Here is a 21,184-nt window from a genome sequence, read left to right as displayed (position 1 = left end):
AATCCATATGTTGCGCGCCACAACAAACTAGCTCCACGTTCGGGTGTTCCAGGTCACAATTAGGCAACGGCAAGCCGTCGAGTACCTTCCTCCAGGTGCGTTTCGTCCTCGCTTCCCAGTCCCCCGCCCGCCTCGGCGTCCTGCGTTCCGCCGGCTTCGACCCGAGCGTCGTCGTCTCCGGCGTCGACGAGGACGCCGTCGCCGCGTCCCTGACCGATCCGGCGCCGGAGGAGCTGGTCCGCGCGCTCGCCGCCGCGAAGGCCGAAGCGGTTTTCGAGGCACTCGGCGGCCACACCGACATGGTCATCGTGGGCTGCGATTCGATGCTGTCGATCAACGGCGAGATGGTCGGGAAGCCGATCACGCCGGAGGCCGCGCGCGAGCGATGGGCGTCGATGGCGGGCAAGACCGGTGAACTTCTCACCGGCCACGCGATCATCCGCGTCGAGGACGGCGTGAGGACGAAGGAAGCCTCCGGGACCGAAGGCACCACTGTTCGCTTCGGCACGCCGTCACAAGAAGAGATCGAGGCCTACATCGCGTCCGGCGAACCGCTTCAGGTGGCGGGCGGTTTCACCTTGGACGGGCTCGGCGGCTGGTTCATCGAGGGCATCGACGGCGATTTCTCGAGCGTCATCGGCATCAGCCTGCCGCTGACGCGACGCTTGCTGACCGAAGTCGGCGTCAGCGTCATCGACCTGTGGACCCGTCCCGCATCCTGAGACGACTCCCACACGATCGGGTGATCCGGAAGAGTCCTGCCTCGCCGAACGTTCTTCACGTTCGGGAAATCAGGAAACTTTCACGCACCGGAGTCGCCCCGTGTCTTTCATTCGGACCTACACAAGGCCAAAGGTCTTCGCGGCGGCGGTCCTCGGCTCGCTAGTCGTGGGCGCCCTGCTCGGCGTGCTCGCCAGGACGACCGAGGCGAGCTGGCTGACCGACCTGCTCGACCAGATCGGCACGATCTTCACGACGCTGCTGCAGATCGCGGTGATCCCGCTGGTCTTCACGGCGATCGTGGTCGGCATCAACAGCCTGCGCAACCTCGGCGGCGGCAAGAAGGCCGCGCGGCTGGGCGGCAAGACCGTGCTGTGGTTCGCGATCACCTCGTTCATCGCGTCGCTGATCGGCATCGCCGTCGCGAAGCTGTTCAACCCGGGCAGCGGCGGCCTCGGCGAAGGTGTCGCCGCGACCGCGAAGAACGCCGACAAGGCCACCAAGAGCGTCGACAACTGGGGCTCCTGGAGCGCCTTCGTCGAAGGCTTCCTGCCGAAGAACTTCTTCACCGCCTTCACCGAGGGTGAAACACTTCAGGTGCTGTTCCTCGCGGTGCTGATCGGTGCGGCGGCCTACAGCCTCGGCGACAAGGCCAAACCGTTCGTCGACTTCACCACGAGCGTTTTCGAGATCATCCAGCGCTACCTCGGCTGGGTCGTGCGGCTCGCCCCGATCGGCATCATCGGCCTGATCGGCGCCGCGGTCTCGAACTACGGTGACGCCCTGTTCCGGCCGCTGTTGTCCACCACTCTCGCGGTGTACGTCGGCTGCTTGCTGGTGCTGTTCGTGGTCTACCCGATCCTGCTGCAGTTCGTGGCGAAGGTCAGCCCGCTGACGTTCTTCTCGAAGGCCGGCACGGCGATCCAGTTCGCGTTCGCTTCGCAGTCTTCAGGCGCGACGCTGCCCCTGACCCGGCAGTCCGCCGTGAACCTGGGCGTCCAGCCCGCGTACGCCGCCTTCGCGACTCCGCTGGGCAGCGCCACGAAGATGGACGGCTGCGCCGCGGTGTTCCCCGCGATCGGCGCCATCTTCATCGCGAACCTGTCCGGCGTTTCGCTGAACATCTGGCAGTACGCCGGCATCGTCGTGGTCGCCGTGCTCGGCGCGCTGGCCACCGCGGGCACCACCGGCTGGCTGACCGCGCTGACCCTGACCACCGCGTTCATCGGGCTCGACGCGCAGCAGGTGGCGCTCGGGATCGCGCTGATCTACTCGGTGAACCCGATCATGGACATGATGCGGACCGCGACCAACGTCGCGGGCCAGATCGTCGTGCCGGTGGTCGTCGCCCGCAGCGAAGGCCTGCTGGACGACGACGTGCTCAACTCGCCGACGGACCCTTCGCCCACCTCCGACGGCGAAGCGGCTACTACCTCTGCGAAGGCGCCTGCTGCTGCGGGTGCTTGAGGTTCTTTAAGTACATGAAGGCCCCCTTCCTTGCGTCTGACGCAAGGAAGGGGGCCTTCATGTACTTAGACGCAGGGTTCCGGCAAGTCGCAAAACCGCTGGTCAAGTGAGTGCTGGAGCCGCCGGGGCGAGCTTGTCACGGCGACCTGGCGCCTCCTCGACTGTCCACAGGGGACAGTTCCGGGATGACAGTGCCCGATTCGGGTGTTTTGCGGAGGGACCGCTGTGACGTGTGGGGGTGCCGGGGTCACCGAGGCGATCCGACGGTCCGTAAAGGCCTCCTTGAGGGACCAGGAGGCCCTTCACGGACTTCTGGGCTCCACAAGCCAGTTACTCAGGCAAGCTCAGCAACGCCAGCAAGGGACCTTTGCTATCACTTCTCTCGACATTGAGAGAAGTGATAGCAAAGGTCCCTTGCTCCCTTTCAGGGGCAAGCCCGCAGGTCCGCCTTGGTGAGCCGGACGTCCGGCCACCCCCGCAGCTCCGAAGGCGCGGTGTACCGCCGCGTGCAGCCCACCGAACCGCGGGCGACGTCGTAGACCTCGGCGAGCACCGGCGCCGCCTGACAGCGGGCCGAACCGGATTGCGCGCCGGGGCACTCGTGCCGCACGACGATGACGTCCGCGATCCCGTCGGCGGTCACGTCGTTCAGGGCGACCGTCCCGGCGTCGGAGAAGTACGGCTTCCCGGTGTCCCGCCAGATCCCGCCGCGCGCGACGAACAATTCGCCCGCCGAGCCGCCGCCCACTTCGCCGCGCACCAGACAGACCGGCGTCGCGCCGTCGACGCAGCGCAAAGAATCACCCTTGAGGGTGACCCCCATGTCGTTGACGATCAGCGGGTACACCGTGTCCGCGCCGATCCGGACCACGCCCTGCTTCCCCGCGTCGTCGGCCAGCAGCACGACGGGAAGCCCGCCGACGGTCATCGCGCCGATCTCCCGGCAGGCCGAGTCGCCGCAGTTGACCCTGGGCGCGGTCGAGGCGCCGTCGGAAACAGGAGGCACGCCGGGGCCTCCGGCGGGCATCGGTGCGGCCGGGCGGAGCAGGATCACGGCCACGATCACGCCCGCCGTCACCACCACCGCCAGCAGCGCGGTGAACAGCACGGATCGCGGCGCCCGCGCTTCCTGAGTCCGCATATCCGAGAGCGTAAGTGATCTAGCGCAGAGTGCACGGCTATGTTGTTCCCGTGACGAACCCCGGACTGCCCAACGCCCTGTTCCTTCCCACGGCGAAAAAGCCGAAGGACTTCACGAGCGCCGAGATCGAACTTCGCACGACCAAGGACGGCCGGACGGCGTTGATCGCCTTCAGCACCGTGCAGCGCCTTGTCGAGTGCTGCGGCCCGCATCAGCCGTGGGCGCTGGTCAAGTCCGAGCACCTCGGGCGGGTCCACCAGGCCCAGCCGTACGACCTGATCGTGCTCGACTCCGACCTTCCGGAAGAACTGCGGCACCGCGAAGCGCTGGTGTAAAGCCTGATAGAAGAACCGGACCGACCCGTCGCGCTGATGTAAAGCCTGATAGAAGAACCGGACCGACCTGTCGCGCTGATATAAACAGGGGCAACTAGGTGGCCTTGCTCTCACTAATCGGGGTGGGAATTTCCGTAAACTGCTGCGGAGCCGCATCGGGGCGGCCCGACGTGCGAACGCAGGAGGTACGGCGTGACCGAGCAGGCCGGCACAGGTGGTCCGGTGACCAAGATCCTGATCGCGAACCGCGGGGAAATCGCGGTACGGGTGATCAGGGCGGCGAAGGACGCCGGGCTGACCAGCGTGGCCGTCTACGCCGATCCGGATCGTGACGCACCCCATGTCCGCCTCGCCGACGAGGCCTTCGCCCTCGGCGGCACCACCGCCGCCGAGAGCTACCTCGTCTTCGACAAGCTGCTCGACGCCGCCAAGCGGTCGGGCGCGGACTCCGTCCACCCCGGCTACGGGTTCCTCTCCGAGAACGCGGACTTCGCGCAGGCCGTGATCGACGCGGGGCTGACTTGGATCGGCCCGAGCCCGCAGTCCATCCGCGACCTCGGCGACAAGGTCACCGCGCGCCACATCGCGCTGCGCGCCGGAGCCCCGCTCGTGCCCGGCACGAAGGACCCTGTCGCGAACGCCGACGAGATCATCGCCTTCGCCGACGAGCACGGCCTGCCCGTCGCGATCAAGGCGGCGTTCGGTGGCGGCGGCCGCGGGCTGAAGGTCGCCCGCACCCGCGAGGAGATCCCGGAGCTCTTCGAATCCGCGACGCGTGAGGCGATCTCCGCCTTCGGCCGCGGCGAATGCTTCGTCGAGCGCTACCTGGACAAGCCGCGCCACGTCGAAGCCCAGGTCCTCGCCGACCAGCACGGCAACGCCATCGTCGTCGGCACCCGGGACTGCTCGTTGCAGCGCCGCCACCAGAAGCTGGTCGAAGAGGCACCCGCGCCGTATCTGACCGACGACCAGCGCAAGCGCATCCACGAGTCCGCGAAGGCGATCTGCAAGGAAGCCGGTTACTACGGCGCCGGGACCGTCGAGTACCTCGTCGCGGTCGACGGCACGATCTCGTTCCTCGAGGTCAACACGCGGCTCCAGGTCGAACACCCGGTGTCCGAGGAGACCACGGGCCTCGACCTCGTGCGCGAGATGTTCCGCATCGCGCGCGGCGAGAAGCTGCGCATCACCGAGGATCCGGAACCGCGCGGCCACTCGATCGAATTCCGCATCAACGGCGAGGACGCCGGCCGCGGGTTCCTGCCCGCGCCCGGCACCGTGACGAAGTTCGTCGCGCCCAGCGGTCCCGGAGTCCGGGTCGACTCGGGTGTCGAATCCGGCAGCGTCATCGGCGGCCAGTTCGACTCGATGCTCGCGAAGCTGATCGTCACCGGCTCGGACCGGCAGAACGCGCTCGAGCGCAGCCGCCGCGCGCTGGCCGAGATGGTCGCCGACGGGATGGCGACGGTCCTGCCGTTCCACCGGGTGATCGTGAACGACCCGGCCTTCGTCGGCGACGAGAACGGTTTCAGCGTGCACACCCGCTGGATCGAGACCGAGTTCGACAACCGGATCGAGCCCTTCGTGGCACCGGAAGCGGCCGAGGCCGAGGAAGAACAGCCTCGCCAGAACGTCGTCGTCGAGGTCGGCGGCCGCCGACTCGAAGTGTCGCTTCCCGGCGGTTTCTCGCTCGACGCCGGTGGCGGCGGGACGGCCGTGAAGGCCAAGCCGCGCAAGCGCGCGGGCGGCACCAAGGCCGCGGTGAGCGGCGACGCGGTCACCGCGCCGATGCAGGGCACCATCGTCAAGGTCGCCGTCGAAGAGGGCCAGCAGGTCGAAGCGGGCGAGCTGGTCGTCGTGCTCGAAGCGATGAAGATGGAGAACCCGGTCACCGCGCACAAAGCGGGCACCGTGACCGGTCTTTCGGTCGAGGTCGGCGCGGCGGTCACCCAGGGAACCCAGCTGTTCGAGCTGAAAGACTGACGATTGTCGTGGTTGACGGGGCCTCGCTCGGCCTACCATCGAAAAGGTGAGCGAGGTTCCGTCTCCGCGGCTGCGGATCAGTGATCAGGATCGTGAGTCCGCGCTGACCGCGCTCGGCGAGCACATGAGCGTGGGCCGGATCGACATCGACGAGTTCGGCGAGCGGTCCGCACAGGTCACCGCAGCCAAGACCCGCGGCGAACTGTCCGGGATCTTCGCGGACCTGCCCGAACCACATCCGCTTCTCGACGCGCCCAAGGTCGCCGTGAGCGAACCGGAGAAACCGGCGTGGGCGGACATCCCGCCGATGCAACGGATCATGGGCGCGCTCCTGCCGATCCTGTTCATCGCCTCCATCGCGCTCATCATCACCACCGGTGTCACCTGGTGGTTCATCCTCGTCCCGATCGGGATCAGCGCCGTCGGCGAAGGCATCTGGGGCAAGGGCTGGGACAACGCGCACAAGAAGCTCGGGAAACAACGTCGGCGGGAACTGGACGGCTGATCCGCCCGTAGACTCGGGTCGTGAGTGCCGAGAGACCGGACATGCGGCTGAGCGACGCCGAACGCCAAGACGCGCTCGAAGCGCTGGAAGAACATGTCCGCACCGGCAGACTCGACCTCGACGAGTTCGGTTCGCGGTCGGCGAAGGTCAGCGCCGCGCGGATGGTGAGTGATCTCGAACCGCTGTTCACGGACCTGCCCTCGCCCCGGCCCGGCGCGCTGCTCCCCCTGCCGCCGATGCCCGGTGTGGCGCAGGCGTCCGCGAAGAACGACGCTCCGCCGTCGAAATGGCTGACGGCCAGCGCCGTGCCGATCGCGGCGGCGGTCGCGATCGCGCTGTTCTTCTTCACCCGGGGGACGTTCCTGGTCTTCCTGCTGCCGCTGGCGGTCGCGCTGATCATGAGCCGCCGTCGCTGAAGGGCCGGTTACCCTCGAAGGGTGGAACCGGTGGAGATCAACGCGGGCGAGTACTACCTGCGGCAGCTGCGGGCGGACAAGGCACTCGACGACCGTCCGGCGCTGGTCGCGGCCTTCGCCGACCCGACGCATCGCAAGTACGTCCTGAACTACCGTTTGCGGGATCTGGACGAGGCGACCGAGTACGTCGCGTTGCGCACGGCCCAGTGGGCCGGTGACGAACGCTGTTCCTGGGCGGTGGCCGAGCCGACGACCGGCGAGTTGCTGGGCGAGGTCGGCCTGCGGGATCTCGATTTCGACGCCGCGTACGCGGAGGCGTCGGTCTGGGTGCGTGCGGCGTCCAGGGGCAAGGGCGTCGCGAGCACCGCGCTCAACGCGGCCCTGCGCTTCGGTTTCGGCGGGCTCGGCCTGCGCGAGGTCAGTTACCGCTACGAGGAGACGAACGAGGTTTCCGCCTTGGTCGCCCGCAAATGCGGGTTCACCCTGGTCGGGCCCGAACTGGAACCGGCCCCGACCGGGGAACGCCTCATCCGCTGGCGCCGCACCGCCTGACCCTTTCCCGCGATTCGCAAGTAGGTGACGAATTGCGAGGGGGTCAGAAGGGGTAGGTGGGCGGCGGGTTGCGGACGGTGACCCAGCGTGTCTCGGTGAAGGCCTCGATGTTCGCCGCAGCGCCGCCGAAACGGCTCCCGGTGCCCGAAGCGGCGACGCCACCGAAGGGGCTGTTCGCCTCATCGCTGACGGTCTGGTCGTTGATGTGCACGATCCCGGTCGGGACGCGGTCGGCCAGCTCCAGTCCTTTGAGGACATCGCGAGTGACGATCCCCAGCGAGAGCCCGTATTCGCTCGCCGTGGCGAGGCGGATGGCCTCCTCGGCGTCGGAGAACCGCACGACCGGCGCGACCGGGCCGAAGATCTCTTCGGCGACCGCGGGCGCCGTCGGCGGCACGTCGGCGAGCACCGTCGCGGAGTAGAACAGCCGGTCGTATTCGGCGCCGGCGGCGACCCGCGCCCCCGCCGCGACACTGGACGTGACCAGCTCGTGGATCTTGTCCCGCTGTCCGGCGTCGATGATCGGCCCGAGCGCGACCTCGTCCAGCGCCGGGTCGCCCACCCGCAACGCGGCCGCCTTCGCCGCCAGCCGCTCGACGAAGTCGTCGTAGAGCCGCTCGTGCACGAGGTGCCGCCCGGTGGTCATGCAGATCTGCCCCTGGTGGAAGAAGGAGCCGAACGCGGCGACACCGGCGGCTTCGTCGACGTCCGCGTCGTCGAGCACGATGAGCGCGGAGTTCCCGCCCAGTTCCAGATGTGCCCGCTTCAGGTGCTTTCCGGCGAGTTCGCCGACCTTGCGCCCGGCTCCGGTCGACCCGGTGAACGAGATGACCCGCACCGCCGGATGCGTCACCAGCGTCTCGCCGACGTCCGCGCCGCCCGGCAGCATCTGCAGCACGCCCGGCGGCAGACCGGCTTCCTCGAAGATCCGGGCGAGGACCACGCCACCGGTGACGGCGGTGCGCGGATCCGGCTTGAGGATGACCGCGTTTCCCAGCGCGAGCGCCGGGGCGACCGAACGGATGCCCAGGATGATCGGCATGTTGAACGGCGAGATCACCGCGACGACCCCGGCCGGGACGCGGCGCGCCATCGAAAGCCGCGGCTCCTCACTCGGCAGGAGTTCGCCGTACGGACGGCCGGGCAGGGCCGCCGCCTCGTAGCACTCCTGCTCGGCGACGTGCAGCGAAAAGCCCGCGACTCCCGGCACCGCGCCGACCTCGCGGATGTTCCACCAGCGGATCTCGTCGGCGTACTCGGACCACAGCCGAGCGGCTTTGCGCAGGACGGCGGCACGCTGGACGTGCGGTGTCGCGGCCCAGGCCCGCTGCGCCTCGGCCGCGGTCTCGGCCGCTTTCGCGGCGTCCTCGGCCGAGGCGATCCCCACGCTTCCCAGCACCGCACCGGTCGCGGGCTCCATGACGTCACGGACGCCACCGGACCCTGGCACCCAGGAACCCCCGGCGAAGATCCGGTCCGTCCACGTCGACGAGTCGAGAAACACCACAAGGCCGCCTTCCGTATCGGGACGGCCGACGCTATGCCAGATTCACCTGATCAGGCAACGATCTCTGCGCGCGTGGCATACGACTCGGCAGCAGGGGTCAACTCACCGGTTCGATGATCCCGGACCGCGCTTCCGGCGCGGCCGAACGCAACGCGTCGGCGGCCTCGTCGCTCGGCTGCGACTGCGACTTCCGTTCCGCGTCGACCCGCGCCTTGTACACCTCGACCTCGCGCTTCTCCTCGTCCTTCGACCAGCCGAGGACCTCGCCCACCAAGGTGGCGACCTGCGCCGCGCAGTCGACACCGCGGTGCGCGTACTCGATCGAGATCCGCGTCCGGCGCGCGAGCACGTCTTCCAGGTGAAGCGCGCCCTCGTGGCTGGCCGCGTAGACGACCTCGACGCCGAGGTAGTCCGGAGCATGCTCCAGCGGCTTCAACAGCTCCGGCCGTCCTTCGCCGAGCGCGAGGACCTCGTGCACCATCGAGCCGTACCGGTCGAGCAGATGCCGGACGCGGTACGGGTGCAGCCCGTGCTCGCTCGCCAGATGGTCGGCCTGGTTCACCAGCGCGTGGTACCCGTCGGCGCCCAGCAGCGGCACCTTGTCCGTAATGGACGACTGCGGCCTGCCGGGAAGGTCGACGGCCGCGGCGTCGACGGCGTCGGCCGCCATCACCCGGTACGTCGTGTACTTCCCGCCCGCGATCGCGACCAGTCCCGGGGCGACCCGGGCGACCGCGTGTTCACGCGAAAGCTTCGACGTCTCTTCGCTTTCCCCTGCCAGCAAAGGCCGGAGTCCCGCGTAGACGCCTTCGATGTCGTCGTGCGTCAGCGGGGTCGCGAGCACGGTGTTGACGTGTTCGAGGAGGTAGTCGATGTCGTGCTTCGTCGCGGCGGGATGCGCGAGATCGAGGTTCCAGTCGGTGTCCGTGGTCCCGACGATCCAGTGGTTGCGCCACGGGATCACGAACAGCACGGACTTCTCGGTGCGCAGGATCATGCCCGATTCCGAGACGATCCGGTCGCGCGGGACGACGATGTGCACACCCTTGCTCGCCCGCACGCGGAACCGGCCGCGGCCGCCGGAAAGGCGCTGCAGTTCGTCGGTCCAGACGCCGGTGCAGTTGACCACCGCGGAGGCGTGGATCTCGGTCTCGCGGCCGTCCTCGACGTCGCGCACGCGGACACCGGAAATACGGTCGGCCTCGCGAAGGAAACCGACCACCTGGGTGGAGGTGCGCACCACGGCGCCGTAGTGCGCGGCGGTGCGGGCGACGGTCATCGTGTGCCGCGCGTCGTCGGATTGCGCGTCGTAGTAACGGATCCCGCCGATCAACGCGGACCGCTTCAGCGCCGGGACCATCCGCAGCGCGCCCGCGCGGCTCAGGTGTTTCTGGCCGGGGACCGACCGCGCGCCGCCCATCGTGTCGTACATCAGCAGGCCGGCCGCGGTGTACGGACGCTCCCAGATCCGGTGGGTCAGCGGATACAGGAAGCTGACCGGCTTCACCAGATGGGGGGCGATCGTCGTCAGCATCAGTTCGCGTTCGCGCAGGGCTTCCCGCACCAGACCGAATTCCAGCTGTTCGAGGTACCGGAGCCCGCCGTGGAAGAGCTTGCTGGACCGGCTCGACGTCCCCGAAGCGAGGTCGCGCGCTTCGACGAGGGCGACCCGCAGGCCGCGTGTGGCGGCGTCGAGCGCCGTGCCCGCCCCGACCACTCCGCCGCCGATGACGACGAGGTCGAACTTGTCCTCACCCAGTCGCTGCCAAGACTCTTCCCGCTTGAGCGGTCCCAGCCTGGCGGGGCTGTTTTCGGCTTCGCGCTGAGAGCTTGCCACGTGACATTCCTCCTTGTGCCGCTGTGGCTCCAGCATCGCACGATCGGCCGCGACCGGTCCGTTATGCGGGTGACACGTGTGGCGTAACCCTCGTCGATCTTGGAAAGATTGGTTCCCACGATGCCTGGAAGGAACAAATACGCGACGGTAACGTGCCACGGACGTGGGTCGGCAAGGGCGCCGTAGCACACCGTGTTCGACCCTGCGCGGAATGTCCAAAGTGGAGGTCAAGCGGTGAGTGTGGGAGCCATCTTCGTCTGGGAGCTGCTGGGAACGGCGGTCCTGATCCTGTTGGGTAACGGCGTGGTCGCCAACCACGTGTTGCGCAAGAACAACGGCCACAACGGTGGCGTCGTGATGATCACCTTCGGGTGGGCGTTCGCGGTCTTCGCCGGTGCCAGCATCGCCGCGCCCAGCGGCGCGCACCTCAACCCCGCGGTGACACTGGGTCTCGCCATCGCGGACAAGACGAAGTGGGCGGACGTCCCGATCTACTTCGCCGGGCAGATGGTCGGCGCGATCCTCGGCGCCGTGCTCTGCTGGGCCGCCTACAAACTCCAGTTCGACGACCATCCGCAACGCGACGAGACGCTCGGCATCTTCTCGACCGCGCCGCAGATCCCGAACAAGGCGTGGAACCTCGTCACCGAGATCATCGGCACCTTCGTGCTGGTCGCGTGGATCCTGCTCAGCCCGGTCTACGCCAACGCCACGGGCGAAGGCGGCACGCCGAACTTCGGCAACTCCGCGCTCGGCTACGCGGGTGTAGCGTTCGTCGTGCTGGTCATCGGCCAGTCCCTCGGTGGCCCGACCGGTTACGCCATCAACCCGGCCCGAGACCTCGGCCCCCGTATCGCGTACGCGTTCCTGCTGCCGATCAAGAACAAGGCCAACCCGAACTGGGGTTACTCCTGGATCCCGGTCGCCGGCCCGCTGGTCGGCGGTGCGCTGGCCGCCCTCCTCTTCCTCGCCGTCCACAACCTGACCTGAGACTGGAGCTTCGATGACTTCGTACGTAGCCGCGATCGACCAGGGCACCACGTCGACTCGCTGCATGATCTTCGACCACTCCGGGCGGGTGGTCGCCGTCGACCAGCGGGAACACGAGCAGATCTTCCCGAAGGCGGGCTGGGTCGAGCACAACGCCGAAGAGATCTGGGAGAACACGCGGGCCGTCGCCGCGGGCGCGCTGGCCAAGGGTGACCTGGTCGCGGGCGACATCGTCGCGGTCGGTATCACCAACCAGCGCGAGACCACGCTGGTCTGGGACCGCACCACCGGCAAACCGGTGTACAACGCGATCGTCTGGCAGGACACCCGCACGGACAAGATCGTCAGCGACCTGGGGGCGCTGGGCGGCGGACAGGAGCGCTACCGCGCGAAGGTGGGCCTGCCGTTGGCGACCTACTTCTCCGGGCCGAAGATCAAGTGGATCCTCGACAACGTCGAGGGCGCCCGCGCGAAGGCCGAGGCCGGTGACCTCATCTTCGGCAACATGGACACCTGGGTGCTGTGGAACATGACCGGCGGGGTCGACGGCGGCGTGCACGTCACCGACCCGACCAACGCGTCGCGGACCATGCTGATGGACCTCGACACGCTGGCATGGGACGCCGGGATCGCCGAAGAGATGACGGTCCCGCTGTCGATGCTGCCGGAGATCCGGTCGTCCTCGGAGACCTACGGCAAGGTCCGCGAGAAGGGCGCGCTGGCCGGGGTCCCGATCTCGGGCATCCTCGGCGACCAGCAGGCGGCGACCTTCGGGCAGGCCTGCCTTTCGCCGGGTGAAGCGAAGAACACCTACGGCACCGGCAACTTCATGCTGCTCAACACGGGCACCGAGAAGGTCATGTCGGACAACGGATTGCTCACCACGGTCTGCTACAAGATCGGCTCGAACGACACGGTGTACGCGCTCGAAGGATCGATCGCGGTCACCGGTTCGCTCGTGCAGTGGCTGCGCGACAACCTCGGCCTGATCGGCTCCGCGGCCGAAGTCGAGCAGCACGCCCGCACCGTCGAGGACAACGGTGGCGCGTACTTCGTGCCGGCGTTCTCGGGCCTCTTCGCGCCGTACTGGCGCTCCGACGCCCGCGGCGCGATCGTCGGCCTCACCCGGTTCGTCAACAAGGGCCACATTTCCCGGGCGGTCCTGGAGGCGACCGCGTTCCAGTCGCGCGAGGTCATCGACGCGATGAACGCCGACTCCGGTGTCCCGCTGAAGTCGCTGAAGGTCGACGGCGGCATGGTCGTCAACGAACTGCTCATGCAGTTCCAGGCCGACATCCTCGGCGTGCCGGTGATCCGTCCGGTGGTCAACGAGACCACCGCGCTCGGCGCCGCCTACGCGGCCGGTCTCGCGGTGGGCTTCTGGGAGAGCGAAGACGACATCCGCAACAACTGGGCGCAGGACAAGCAGTGGGACCCGTCGATGGACGAGGCACGCCGCGAATCCGAGTACCGCAACTGGAAGAAGGCCGTCACGAAGACCTTCGACTGGGTCGACGACGAGGGCTGATCCCGAGGGGCCAGTGTCGCTCCTGCGTACGCGTTCTCCTGGTAGTGAAGGAGGCTTTCGCTACCGTCAGATGTGATCCCTGGTGACAGCGAGACGGCTGCGACCTCGGCGGCCAGTCGCGAAGTACATGAAGGCCCCCTTCCTTGCGTCTAGCGCAAGGAAGGGGGCCTTCATGTACTTCGGCAAAGCGTGACTCGCGTGCTTGGGGACGGTAGCTCGTGCCGGAGTCTCAACACGCGGTGTCGCGTCACCCAGCCCTCCGTCTCGCCCGAGACACGACACGTTTTCCTTACCTCTCAACTCACGCCCCGCCACCGGTCTGCGGCGCCCCCACCGGAATCCTCGAAACCTGCCGCCGCCCGGCCGCGGGCACCGCCTTCGGCGGCGTCACCTTCGTCGGCTTGGCCGACGGAGACGGGGGCAGCGTCGGGGTCGGGGTCTTGACCGGCGCGACTTCGACGTTGATCGTCACCGTCGTCGTCTTGCAGGTCGCCTTGACCGCGTAGAAACCCGGCTTCGCCTTGTCGCTGATATGCGCGACGGTGCCGAGGATCACCGGATCCTCCGAGGTCACCTCGAAGGTCCCGATCCGGTCCAGCACCATCGACTTCACCTCGCCGAAGTCGTCCTTCGCGCAGCCGACCGAGACCAGGACGTCCTCCCCCGCCGTCGACTTCGACGGTGAGACGGCGACGAACGGGTACTGCGTGGGCGGCGGGGTGAAGGTCGTGGTCGGCGGGACGTCGTCCTGCGCGTACGCGACGGCAGGGGCGGCCAAGGCCACGCCGCACGCCACCACCAAGGCGGACCTGATCATGGAACTCACCTCGCGATCAACCGGGCGAAAACGATGATGTTGTCGAGATAGTTGTGCGACGCCTTGTCGAAGACCCCGCCGCAGGTGATGAGCCTCAGCTCCGGCTCGGTGGTGTCGCCGTAGACCGCGTCGGTGGGGAACTTGTCCTTCGCCACCCGCTCGACCTTCGTGACCGCGAACTCGGCCGTCTTGCCGTCCTTCCGGGCGATCGAGACCTTGTCTCCGGGCGCCAGCTCCTTCAGCCTGAAGAAGATGCCCTTCTGCTTGTTCCCGTCCACGTGCCCGAGGATCACCGAAGGCCCGACCTCCCCCGGGGTCGGCCCGTGCACGTACCAGCCCGCCTGCATCGGCTGGGTGATCGGCGGGACTTCGACGGTGTTGTCCGCGTTGAGCCCCAGCGGGACCAGGCTGGACTTCGCCTCGATCTTCGGCACGTCGATCGAGAGCGGATCGACCTTGGGCAGCCCCTCGGCGACGGCCCCGCCCGCAGGCTCCGGCCCGGTCTCCGGCGCCGCACTCGGCTGCGTCGAGGTCTCGGCCTGCGCTGCGACCTGCGGCGGAGCGGCCTGTCCGGTCTCCCCCGGCCCGGACAGGACGATCGCCAGCGTCGCCAGGACGGCCAGCAGGACGACAGCGAGCACCAACGGCGCACGTCGTCCTCGCCACCACGTCGACTTCATGTTCACCCCTCACGGAACCGGCGCGGGAGCGACGGAACCGGTCCCGGCCCCCAGAACAGGACCGGCTCGTCGTTCACCCCCACGACTGCCAGACGCCGGGCGCGGCCGGACGGTTGCCCGCCAAGGTCACGAAATCATCGCGATGAGGAGGATCAGGACGCCATGCTGCCGTCGCCGGCCTGGGCGGCACCGGCGGGCACCGCGCCGACCTGCCGGGAAGAAACCGAAAACGTTGCCGTATAAGACTTTCCGTTGCAGTTGACGGTCAGCGGGTAGCTGCCGGGGACGGTGCCCTCCTTGAGGGTGACCTCGGCACTGATGTTCGCCGGGACCCCGATGAGCGGGCCGTAGTCGTACTTCCCGATGCTCAGCACCGGCGAAGCGAACGTCGTCGACTTCGGCGCCTTCAGACCGTCGCCGGGGCATTGGGCCAGCGCCACGTTGGAGTCGCCGTGCACGTACTTGTTGACGAGCCCGAGTTCGTAGGCGGTGTCGTCGTTGAGCTGCACCCTGACACCGGGATCCGCCTCGGGTTGCTGAGCGAAACCGGCCGACGAACCCGCCAGCACCGCCGCACCGATCGCCACCATCCCGGCGAGAACCCTGCGAACCACGAAAACCCCTAGCTGTCAACGAAACACCGACACGCGCTAGACGCGGACATCCCCGCGAGGGTTGCTTCGACGGCGGAGATCAGTCCAAGTCGTCGTGGCGCATGAGCTGGCGGCCCGCCTCGGTGATCGACCCCGACAGCGACGGGTACACCGAAAATGTCAGTGCCAGGTGTTCCACTGTGAGCTGGTTCTGGACGGCGAGCGCGATGGGAAGGATGAGTTCGCTCGCCGTCGGCGCCACGACCACCCCACCGACGACCACGCCGGTGGCGGGGCGGCAGAACAACTTCACGAAACCGCGTCGCAGGCCTTCCATCTTCGCGCGGGCGTTCGTCGCGAGCGGGAGCATGATGGTGCGGGCGGGCACCTCACCCGAGTCGATCGCCTGCTGGCTGATGCCGACGGTCGCGATCTCGGGATGGGTGAACACGTTCGCGGCGACGGTCTTGAGCTTGATCGGCGCGACACCCTCGCCGAGCGCGTGCCACATCGCGATGCGGCCCTGCATGCTGGCCACGGAAGCGAGCATGAGCACCCCGGTGCAGTCGCCGGCGGCGTAGATCCCGGGCGCGCTGGTGCGGGAAACGCGGTCGACGCCGATGAAGCCGCCGGGGCCGGGCTCGATGCCGACCTTCTCCAGGCCGATGTCGGTGGTGTTGGGCACCGAACCGACGGTCATCAGCGCGTGGCTGGCTTCGATCACGCGGCCGTCGGAGAGGTGGATCTCGACGCCCTTTTCGGTGCGCACGACCTTGTCGGCGCGGGCCTGCTTGACGACCGTGGTGCCGCGCTGCGAGAAGACCTCTTCGAGCACGGCGGCGGCGTCGGCGTCCTCGTGCGGGAGCACGCGGTCGCGGCTGGACACGACGGTGACCTTGACACCCATCTCGGTGTAGGCCGAGGCGAATTCGGCGCCGGTGACACCCGAACCGATGACGGCCAGGTGCTCGGGCAGCTCGCGCAGGTCGTAAAGCTGACGCCAGTCGAGGATGCGTTCGCCGTCCGGCACCGCGCCGGGCAGCACACGCGGGGTGGCGCCGGTCGAGATGAGGACGACGTCGGCGTCGAGCACCTGCGTCGAGCCGTCGGGGGCGGTGACGGCGACCTTGTGCGTGGCGAGCCCGGCCTCGTCGTCGTCGAAGCGGGCCTGGCCGATGACGACGCGGACGCCCTCGCGCTGGACGCGGGCGCGGATGTCGGCGGACTGCGCGAGCGCGAGGCCCTTCACCCGGCCGTGGACGGTCGGCAGGTCGACGCTGGTGTCGGCCATGTCGGTGTTGATGCCGAGCTCGCGGAGGTCGTGCATGTTCGCGAGGGCGCCGGAGGAGGCGATGAACGTCTTCGACGGGACGCAGTCGTAGAGCACGCACGCGCCGCCGAGACCGTCACGTTCGACGATGGTGACGTCGGCTCCGTGCTGGGCCGCGACCAGTGCCGCTTCGTAACCGGCGGGGCCTCCGCCCATGATCACGATCTTGGTCACTGGTCTCCTCCTCGCTGCGGTGTCTGTGACTGCGTTTACCGTACGCGGGCGACCGCTGGGCGGATTGAGTGGCCGGACACGGCATGCGCGTCCAGCCGGGTGACCGCCGGGTCGCTAGGCTGTGGCCGTGCCGTTGTATGCCGCGTATGGATCCAATATGGAGCCCGCCCAGATGCTGGAGCGCGCTCCGCACTCGCCCATGGCCGGCACCGGCTGGCTGGAGGGCTGGAGACTGACCTTCGGCGGCGAGGACATCGGCTGGGAAGGCGCGCTGGCGACCATCGTCGAAGACCCTGGCTCCCGGGTCTTCGTGGTGTTGTACGACGTCACGTCGCTGGACGAGGACGGCCTCGACCGCTGGGAAGGCGGCGAGCTGGGCATCCACAACAAGATCCGGCTGCGCGTGCAGACCATGGAAGGGTCCGTCCTGGCCTGGTTGTACGTCCTGGACGGCTACGAGGGTGGCCTCCCATCGGCGCGCTACCTCGGCGTGCTGGCCGACGCCGCCGAAGCCGCGGGCGCCCCCGCCGACTACGTTGACGCACTCCGCACCCGCCCCTGCCAGGGCATCTCCGGCTGATCACGCGAGTCGGCCGCCTGATCACGCGAGTCGGCCATCCGATCACGCGAGTCGGTCATCAGATCACGCGACTGCGCGTCTTTCGAACGCCCTGGACAGCTCGGCCAAGAACCGTCGAGGTTCACGCAGGTCCGCCGCCGACACCCGGATCGTGATCCACCCCCGCCCAGCCATCCGCGCGTCTCGCTCGGAGTCGTAGTCGCGGCGCCCCTCGTGAGAAGCGAAGCCGTCATACTCGAGGGCGATCCTCCGCGACGGCCACGCCATGTCGAGGACGTACAGCATCCGGCCTCCGATCGTGGTGATCTCGTACTGTGCCTCCGGTACCGGGAACCCCGCCTCGACGACGACCAACCGGATGATGCTTTCCGGTGGGGAGTCCGCCTTGCCGGTCGCCAGGTCGAGCAGCATCAGGGCCCTGTGGATACCTCGCCGGTCGCGACGATCCACGACCCTGTCCCGAACGTTCGCACGCAGTGCTCGGACGTGGTCCGGCACAAGCCCGCGCATCGCCTCGTCCAGCGCGGCGAACGCGGTTCGCTTGTGCCCGTCACAGAGGAAATCCGCCAGCGCCAGATCCAACGAAAATGTGACGAGCCCGTCAAGTTCGACGACATCCGAGGGCTCGAAATCGGCCTGGTGAGTGATCAGCCCCGGCTTCGACTTGATCCGTCGCGAGTAGGGCACCGTCACGTGGATGCTCGTGTCGTCAACGGCCGAAATCCCATGTAGCGCAAGGGCTGTAGCTCCGGACAGAGCCGCGGGCTCCCCCACCACGAGCAGCGCGGCTTGAGCCCGAGTGGTCAGTTTGAGCGAATCCGCGGCATGAACGACCACGCCTCGCCATGGCTGAGCGAGAACACCGCTGGCCAGTCCTTCAAGGACCAGCCGACGCCCCAAGACCTTGTCGGCCTCACTACGCGAGACCGCCCCATGTCGTCCTCCCCAATCGATCATGCCTTCGAGGATCGTTGGTTTTCCAGCCTGGGGAAAGGCCCCCTCATCCACACCTGTGGATAACTTCACACCTGTGGATAACCTGTGGACAGGTGTTCGACACCGATGTGGCGAACACCTGTGACCAGGTGGACGACTCGCGTGATCAGACGGCCGACACGCGTGACTGGATGGACGTCAGGCCAGGGTGGCCAGGGCGGTGTGGACCAGCGTGCGGACACCGCACAGGAGTGAACGCTCGTCGAGGACGAAGGTCGGGCGGTGGATGTCGGCCATCGGGCCTTCACCGGACCAAACGCCGAGGCGCGCGAAGGCGCCCTGGACGTGCTCCAGGTACCACCCGAAGTCCTCGCCACCGGACGACTGCTCGGTCCCGGCCACGGCGGCTTCGCCCAGCGCGGCTTCGACACCGGCACGCATCAGCAGGTGCGACTCCGGGTCGGAGACGACCGGCGGGACGCCGCGGCGGTAGTCGAGGGAGAACCCGACGCCGGTCGGCGCGAGCAGCGACTCCACCGAAGACGCGACGAGCGGCTCCAGCATCGTCCAGACCTCGTGGTCCGCCGTCCGGAGCGTGCCGCGCAGCACCCCGTCCTGCGGGACCGCGTTGGCGGCCTGCCCGGCGTGCACCGCGCCCCAGACCAGCACGGTCCCGGATCGCGGGTCGACGCGCCGCGAGAGGACCGCGGGCAGCGACGTGATCACGGTGCCCAGCGCGTGCACCAGGTCCGCGGTCAGATGCGGCCGCGAGGTGTGCCCGCCCGGCGAAGTGAGCCGCAGCTCGATGAGATCGGCGGCGGAGGTCAGCGCGCCTTCGCGCAGACCGACCTTGCCGACCTCGAGCCGCGGGTCGCAGTGCAGCCCGTAGATCCGCTCGACGCCTTCCATCGCGCCGGCGGCGATCATGTCCAGTGCGCCGCCGGGCATGACCTCCTCGGCGGGCTGGAAGATCAGCCGCACGCGTCCTGGCAGCTCCGGTGCGCCCGCCAGGGCCCGCGCCGCGCCAAGCAGGATCGCGGTGTGCGCGTCGTGCCCGCACATATGCGCGGCGCCTTCGGTCTTGGAGGCGTACGGGAGGCCGGTGGCCTCGGTCAGCGGCAAGGCGTCCATGTCGGCGCGCAGTGCGACGCAGCGGTCCCCGCTGCCGATGTCGCAGACCACGCCGGTGCCCGTGGGGAGCACCCATGGCTTGAGCCCGACCGCGCGGAGCAGGGACATGACCATTTCGGTCGTGGCGAACTCGTGGCGGGAGAGTTCCGGGTGCGCGTGGATGTGCCGACGCCACGCGAGGACGTCGGTGGCGTTCGCGCGGAGCCAGTCGTCAAGCCAGAAAGGGCCGCGTCCGGCACCCAGATCATGCACAGGTGCCATGCTGACGCCGGCCTCGGAGATCAGCGCGGTGGGCGCCTCTATAGGGGCAACGACGCGACCCTCGGGGTCGCCTGGAATGTCCGGACGTGAATCGAGCACCGTCACGCCGCACCTCCTCCCGCAACACAGTTGCCTTCGTCTACCACCGTACGAGTGGTCGCTGAAGGCACGCTGGGTGCCGATCGATCTGTGATACGCATTTGCGATAGATCGTGCACCATGCAGATGACAAGCCGCTCGTCGAGTGATCGAGCCGGAGATGGCCGGTAGTGGATCTGCGTTGAACGGCTACGGGAATTCGGCCCGGGCTAAGCGGAGAGTCCTTCTACTTACCGGTCGCGGTTCAGGACTTCTTCTTCTTGGAACGGGCGCGGCGGCCGAGGACGACCAGGCCGAGCAAGATGGCCGCGGCGACGCCCGCGATGATCTTGTTCTTGGTCTCCTGGCTGTTGGCCTTGTCGGTCTCGGCGGGGTCGAGCACCGGCCCGGGGGGCGCCTGCCGCGGCACCTCGTGCACCGCCGCCGCCTGCGCGATCACCGGCGCGGGCGCCTGGATCGCCACGGCCTGCGCGACAGGCGCGCAGACGACCAGCCCGGCGGTGACGAGTCCGGCAAGCTGCCCGAGACGAGACCTTTTCGGCATGACTCCCTTTCGACGGCGTGGCGCGAATCCGATTCTGCACTCTGCCGGGTTCCCGCGTCAGCCGCCACGCGGAGGACCGGAGAACGCCTCCAGAATCCGTTGCGCGGCCAGTGTCGGGGTCAGTTCACCGTTCCGGACAGCCCGTTCGACGTCCGGGACGACCGCTCGCACGTCCGGATGCGCGGCGAGCCTGCCGAGCAGCTGTTCGCGGACCATCGACCAGGTCCACTCCACCTGCTGCCGCCGTCGCCGGGTGTCGAGTTCCCCCGACGCGGTCAATACGTCACGGTGACGGCCGATTTCGGCCCACACCTCGTCCAGTCCGACGTCGGTGAGCGCGCTGCAGGTCAGCACCGGCGGGGTCCATTCGGCGTCCCGCCCGTAGATCATCCGCAACGCGCCGGCGAGTTCGCGGGCAGCGCGTTTCGCGTCGCGTTCGTGGTCACCGTCGGCCTTGTTGACCGCGATGACGTCGGCCAGTTCGAGGACGCCCTTCTTGATGCCCTGCAGCTGGTCGCCGGTGCGGGCGAGGGTCAGGAACAGGAAGTGGTCGACCATGTTCGCCACGGTCACCTCGGACTGCCCGACGCCGACGGTCTCGACCAGCACGATGTCGTATCCGGCCGCTTCCATCAGCACGATCGTTTCGCGGGTCGCCCGAGCGACACCGCCGAGAGTGCCCGAAGTCGGCGAAGGGCGGATGAACGCCTTCGGGTCCACCGCGAGCCGCGCCATCCGGGTCTTGTCGCCCAGGATCGAGCCGCCGGTCCGCGTCGACGACGGGTCGACGGCCAGCACGGCGACCTTGTGCCCGGCCTCCGTGAGATCCGTGCCGAGCTGGTCGATGAAAGTCGACTTGCCGACACCGGGGACGCCGGTGATGCCGACGCGCCGCGCGCCGCCCGCGTGCGGGAGCAGCTCGACCAGCAGTTCCTGCGCCTGCGCCCGGTGGTCCTCGCGGTTCGACTCGACGAGCGTGATCGCCCGCGACAGCAGGCCGCGGTCACCCGCGAGGACGCCCTTGGCCAGCGCTCCGACGTCGATCTTGCGCGGCAAGT

21 protein-coding genes are annotated in these 21,184 nt (G+C 68.4%); 10 read left to right on the top strand and 11 right to left on the bottom strand.

Features of this window, described 5'->3' with window-relative positions:
• Positions 1-95: 95 nt before the first annotated feature.
• Positions 96-722, top strand: coding sequence for a nucleoside triphosphate pyrophosphatase (locus DL991_RS37375; protein WP_125789004.1), 627 nt, complete (start codon positions 96-98; stop codon positions 720-722).
• Positions 723-822: 100 nt separating this feature from the next.
• On the top strand, positions 823-2,187 hold the full coding sequence (locus DL991_RS37370) for a dicarboxylate/amino acid:cation symporter (protein WP_125789003.1): 1,365 nt from the start codon (positions 823-825) through the stop codon (positions 2,185-2,187).
• Between the two features lie 424 nt (positions 2,188-2,611).
• Here DL991_RS37370 and DL991_RS37365 read toward each other — a convergent pair whose 3' ends face one another.
• Positions 2,612-3,295 (bottom strand): hypothetical protein, encoded by a 684-nt coding sequence (locus tag DL991_RS37365; protein WP_125789099.1) that lies wholly within the window; start codon positions 3,293-3,295, stop codon positions 2,612-2,614.
• 83 nt (positions 3,296-3,378) lie between these two features.
• Here DL991_RS37365 and DL991_RS37360 point away from each other — a divergent pair, with 83 nt between their 5' ends.
• The 5 genes from DL991_RS37360 to DL991_RS37340 all read left to right on the top strand — a co-directional run bounded on the left by DL991_RS37360 (position 3,379) and on the right by DL991_RS37340 (position 7,119).
• Positions 3,379-3,663 (top strand): SAV_915 family protein, encoded by a 285-nt coding sequence (locus tag DL991_RS37360; protein WP_125789002.1) that lies wholly within the window; start codon positions 3,379-3,381, stop codon positions 3,661-3,663.
• 192 nt (positions 3,664-3,855) lie between these two features.
• Positions 3,856-5,646 (top strand): acetyl/propionyl/methylcrotonyl-CoA carboxylase subunit alpha, encoded by a 1,791-nt coding sequence (locus DL991_RS37355; protein WP_125789001.1) that lies wholly within the window; start codon positions 3,856-3,858, stop codon positions 5,644-5,646.
• Between the two features lie 46 nt (positions 5,647-5,692).
• Entirely contained in the window at positions 5,693-6,151 is a 459-nt protein-coding gene (locus DL991_RS37350; protein WP_125789000.1) for a DUF1707 domain-containing protein, read from the top strand.
• Between the two features lie 41 nt (positions 6,152-6,192).
• The gene (locus DL991_RS37345) at positions 6,193-6,567 is read left to right on the top strand and encodes a DUF1707 domain-containing protein (protein WP_125789098.1); all 375 of its coding nucleotides are present in this window, start codon (positions 6,193-6,195) and stop codon (positions 6,565-6,567) included.
• 21 nt (positions 6,568-6,588) lie between these two features.
• On the top strand, positions 6,589-7,119 hold the full coding sequence (locus DL991_RS37340) for a GNAT family N-acetyltransferase (RefSeq protein WP_125788999.1): 531 nt from the start codon (positions 6,589-6,591) through the stop codon (positions 7,117-7,119).
• Positions 7,120-7,162: 43 nt separating this feature from the next.
• On the opposite strand, the gene DL991_RS37335 is transcribed toward DL991_RS37340, so the two are convergent.
• On the bottom strand, positions 7,163-8,626 hold the full coding sequence (locus DL991_RS37335; RefSeq protein ID WP_125788998.1) for an aldehyde dehydrogenase family protein: 1,464 nt from the start codon (positions 8,624-8,626) through the stop codon (positions 7,163-7,165).
• A gap of 97 nt (positions 8,627-8,723) precedes the next feature.
• On the bottom strand, positions 8,724-10,463 hold the full coding sequence (locus DL991_RS37330; protein ID WP_199746259.1) for a glycerol-3-phosphate dehydrogenase/oxidase: 1,740 nt from the start codon (positions 10,461-10,463) through the stop codon (positions 8,724-8,726).
• Between the two features lie 234 nt (positions 10,464-10,697).
• Here DL991_RS37330 and DL991_RS37325 point away from each other — a divergent pair, with 234 nt between their 5' ends.
• Together DL991_RS37325 and glpK are read left to right on the top strand one after the other, a co-directional pair.
• Positions 10,698-11,453: an MIP/aquaporin family protein gene (locus DL991_RS37325; RefSeq protein ID WP_199746258.1), complete on the top strand. Its 756-nt coding sequence runs from the start codon at positions 10,698-10,700 to the stop codon at positions 11,451-11,453.
• Positions 11,454-11,466: 13 nt separating this feature from the next.
• Positions 11,467-12,981, top strand: a complete 1,515-nt coding sequence (gene glpK / locus DL991_RS37320; protein WP_125788996.1) for a glycerol kinase GlpK — start codon at positions 11,467-11,469, stop codon at positions 12,979-12,981.
• A 301-nt stretch (positions 12,982-13,282) separates the two neighbouring features.
• Here the strand turns inward: glpK and DL991_RS37315 are convergent, their stop codons facing one another.
• From DL991_RS37315 to DL991_RS37300, 4 genes are all read right to left on the bottom strand, one after another.
• The gene (locus tag DL991_RS37315) at positions 13,283-13,798 is read right to left on the bottom strand and encodes a hypothetical protein (RefSeq protein ID WP_125788995.1); all 516 of its coding nucleotides are present in this window, start codon (positions 13,796-13,798) and stop codon (positions 13,283-13,285) included.
• Positions 13,799-13,803: 5 nt separating this feature from the next.
• Positions 13,804-14,478 carry a class F sortase gene (locus DL991_RS37310; protein ID WP_125788994.1) on the bottom strand — a complete coding sequence of 225 codons (675 nt, stop codon included), beginning with the start codon at positions 14,476-14,478 and terminating at the stop codon, positions 13,804-13,806.
• A 152-nt stretch (positions 14,479-14,630) separates the two neighbouring features.
• Positions 14,631-15,092 (bottom strand): hypothetical protein, encoded by a 462-nt coding sequence (locus tag DL991_RS37305; protein WP_370309007.1) that lies wholly within the window; start codon positions 15,090-15,092, stop codon positions 14,631-14,633.
• Positions 15,093-15,171: 79 nt separating this feature from the next.
• A complete protein-coding gene (locus tag DL991_RS37300; RefSeq protein WP_125788993.1) occupies positions 15,172-16,575 on the bottom strand; it encodes an NAD(P)H-quinone dehydrogenase in 1,404 nt (467 codons plus the stop codon).
• Positions 16,576-16,702: 127 nt separating this feature from the next.
• On the opposite strand from DL991_RS37300, the gene DL991_RS37295 reads away from it, so the two are divergent.
• Positions 16,703-17,155: a gamma-glutamylcyclotransferase gene (locus DL991_RS37295; protein WP_199746257.1), complete on the top strand. Its 453-nt coding sequence runs from the start codon at positions 16,703-16,705 to the stop codon at positions 17,153-17,155.
• Positions 17,156-17,218: 63 nt separating this feature from the next.
• On the opposite strand, the gene DL991_RS37290 is transcribed toward DL991_RS37295, so the two are convergent.
• The 4 genes from DL991_RS37290 to meaB form a co-directional block, all read right to left on the bottom strand.
• Positions 17,219-18,112: a DUF559 domain-containing protein gene (locus tag DL991_RS37290; protein ID WP_125789094.1), complete on the bottom strand. Its 894-nt coding sequence runs from the start codon at positions 18,110-18,112 to the stop codon at positions 17,219-17,221.
• Between the two features lie 177 nt (positions 18,113-18,289).
• Complete coding sequence (locus DL991_RS37285; RefSeq protein WP_125788992.1) at positions 18,290-19,588, bottom strand: amidohydrolase; 1,299 nt, start codon at positions 19,586-19,588, stop codon at positions 18,290-18,292.
• Between the two features lie 238 nt (positions 19,589-19,826).
• Positions 19,827-20,126 (bottom strand): hypothetical protein, encoded by a 300-nt coding sequence (locus DL991_RS37280; protein ID WP_125788991.1) that lies wholly within the window; start codon positions 20,124-20,126, stop codon positions 19,827-19,829.
• A 57-nt stretch (positions 20,127-20,183) separates the two neighbouring features.
• Positions 20,184-21,182, bottom strand: a complete 999-nt coding sequence (gene meaB / locus DL991_RS37275) for a methylmalonyl Co-A mutase-associated GTPase MeaB (RefSeq protein WP_125788990.1) — start codon at positions 21,180-21,182, stop codon at positions 20,184-20,186.
• Positions 21,183-21,184 lie beyond the last annotated feature (2 nt).

Source organism: Amycolatopsis sp. WAC 01375 (genome assembly GCF_003947325.1).
Lineage (GTDB): Bacteria > Actinomycetota > Actinomycetes > Mycobacteriales > Pseudonocardiaceae > Amycolatopsis.
This window is presented reverse-complemented; position numbering and strand designations above follow the sequence as displayed.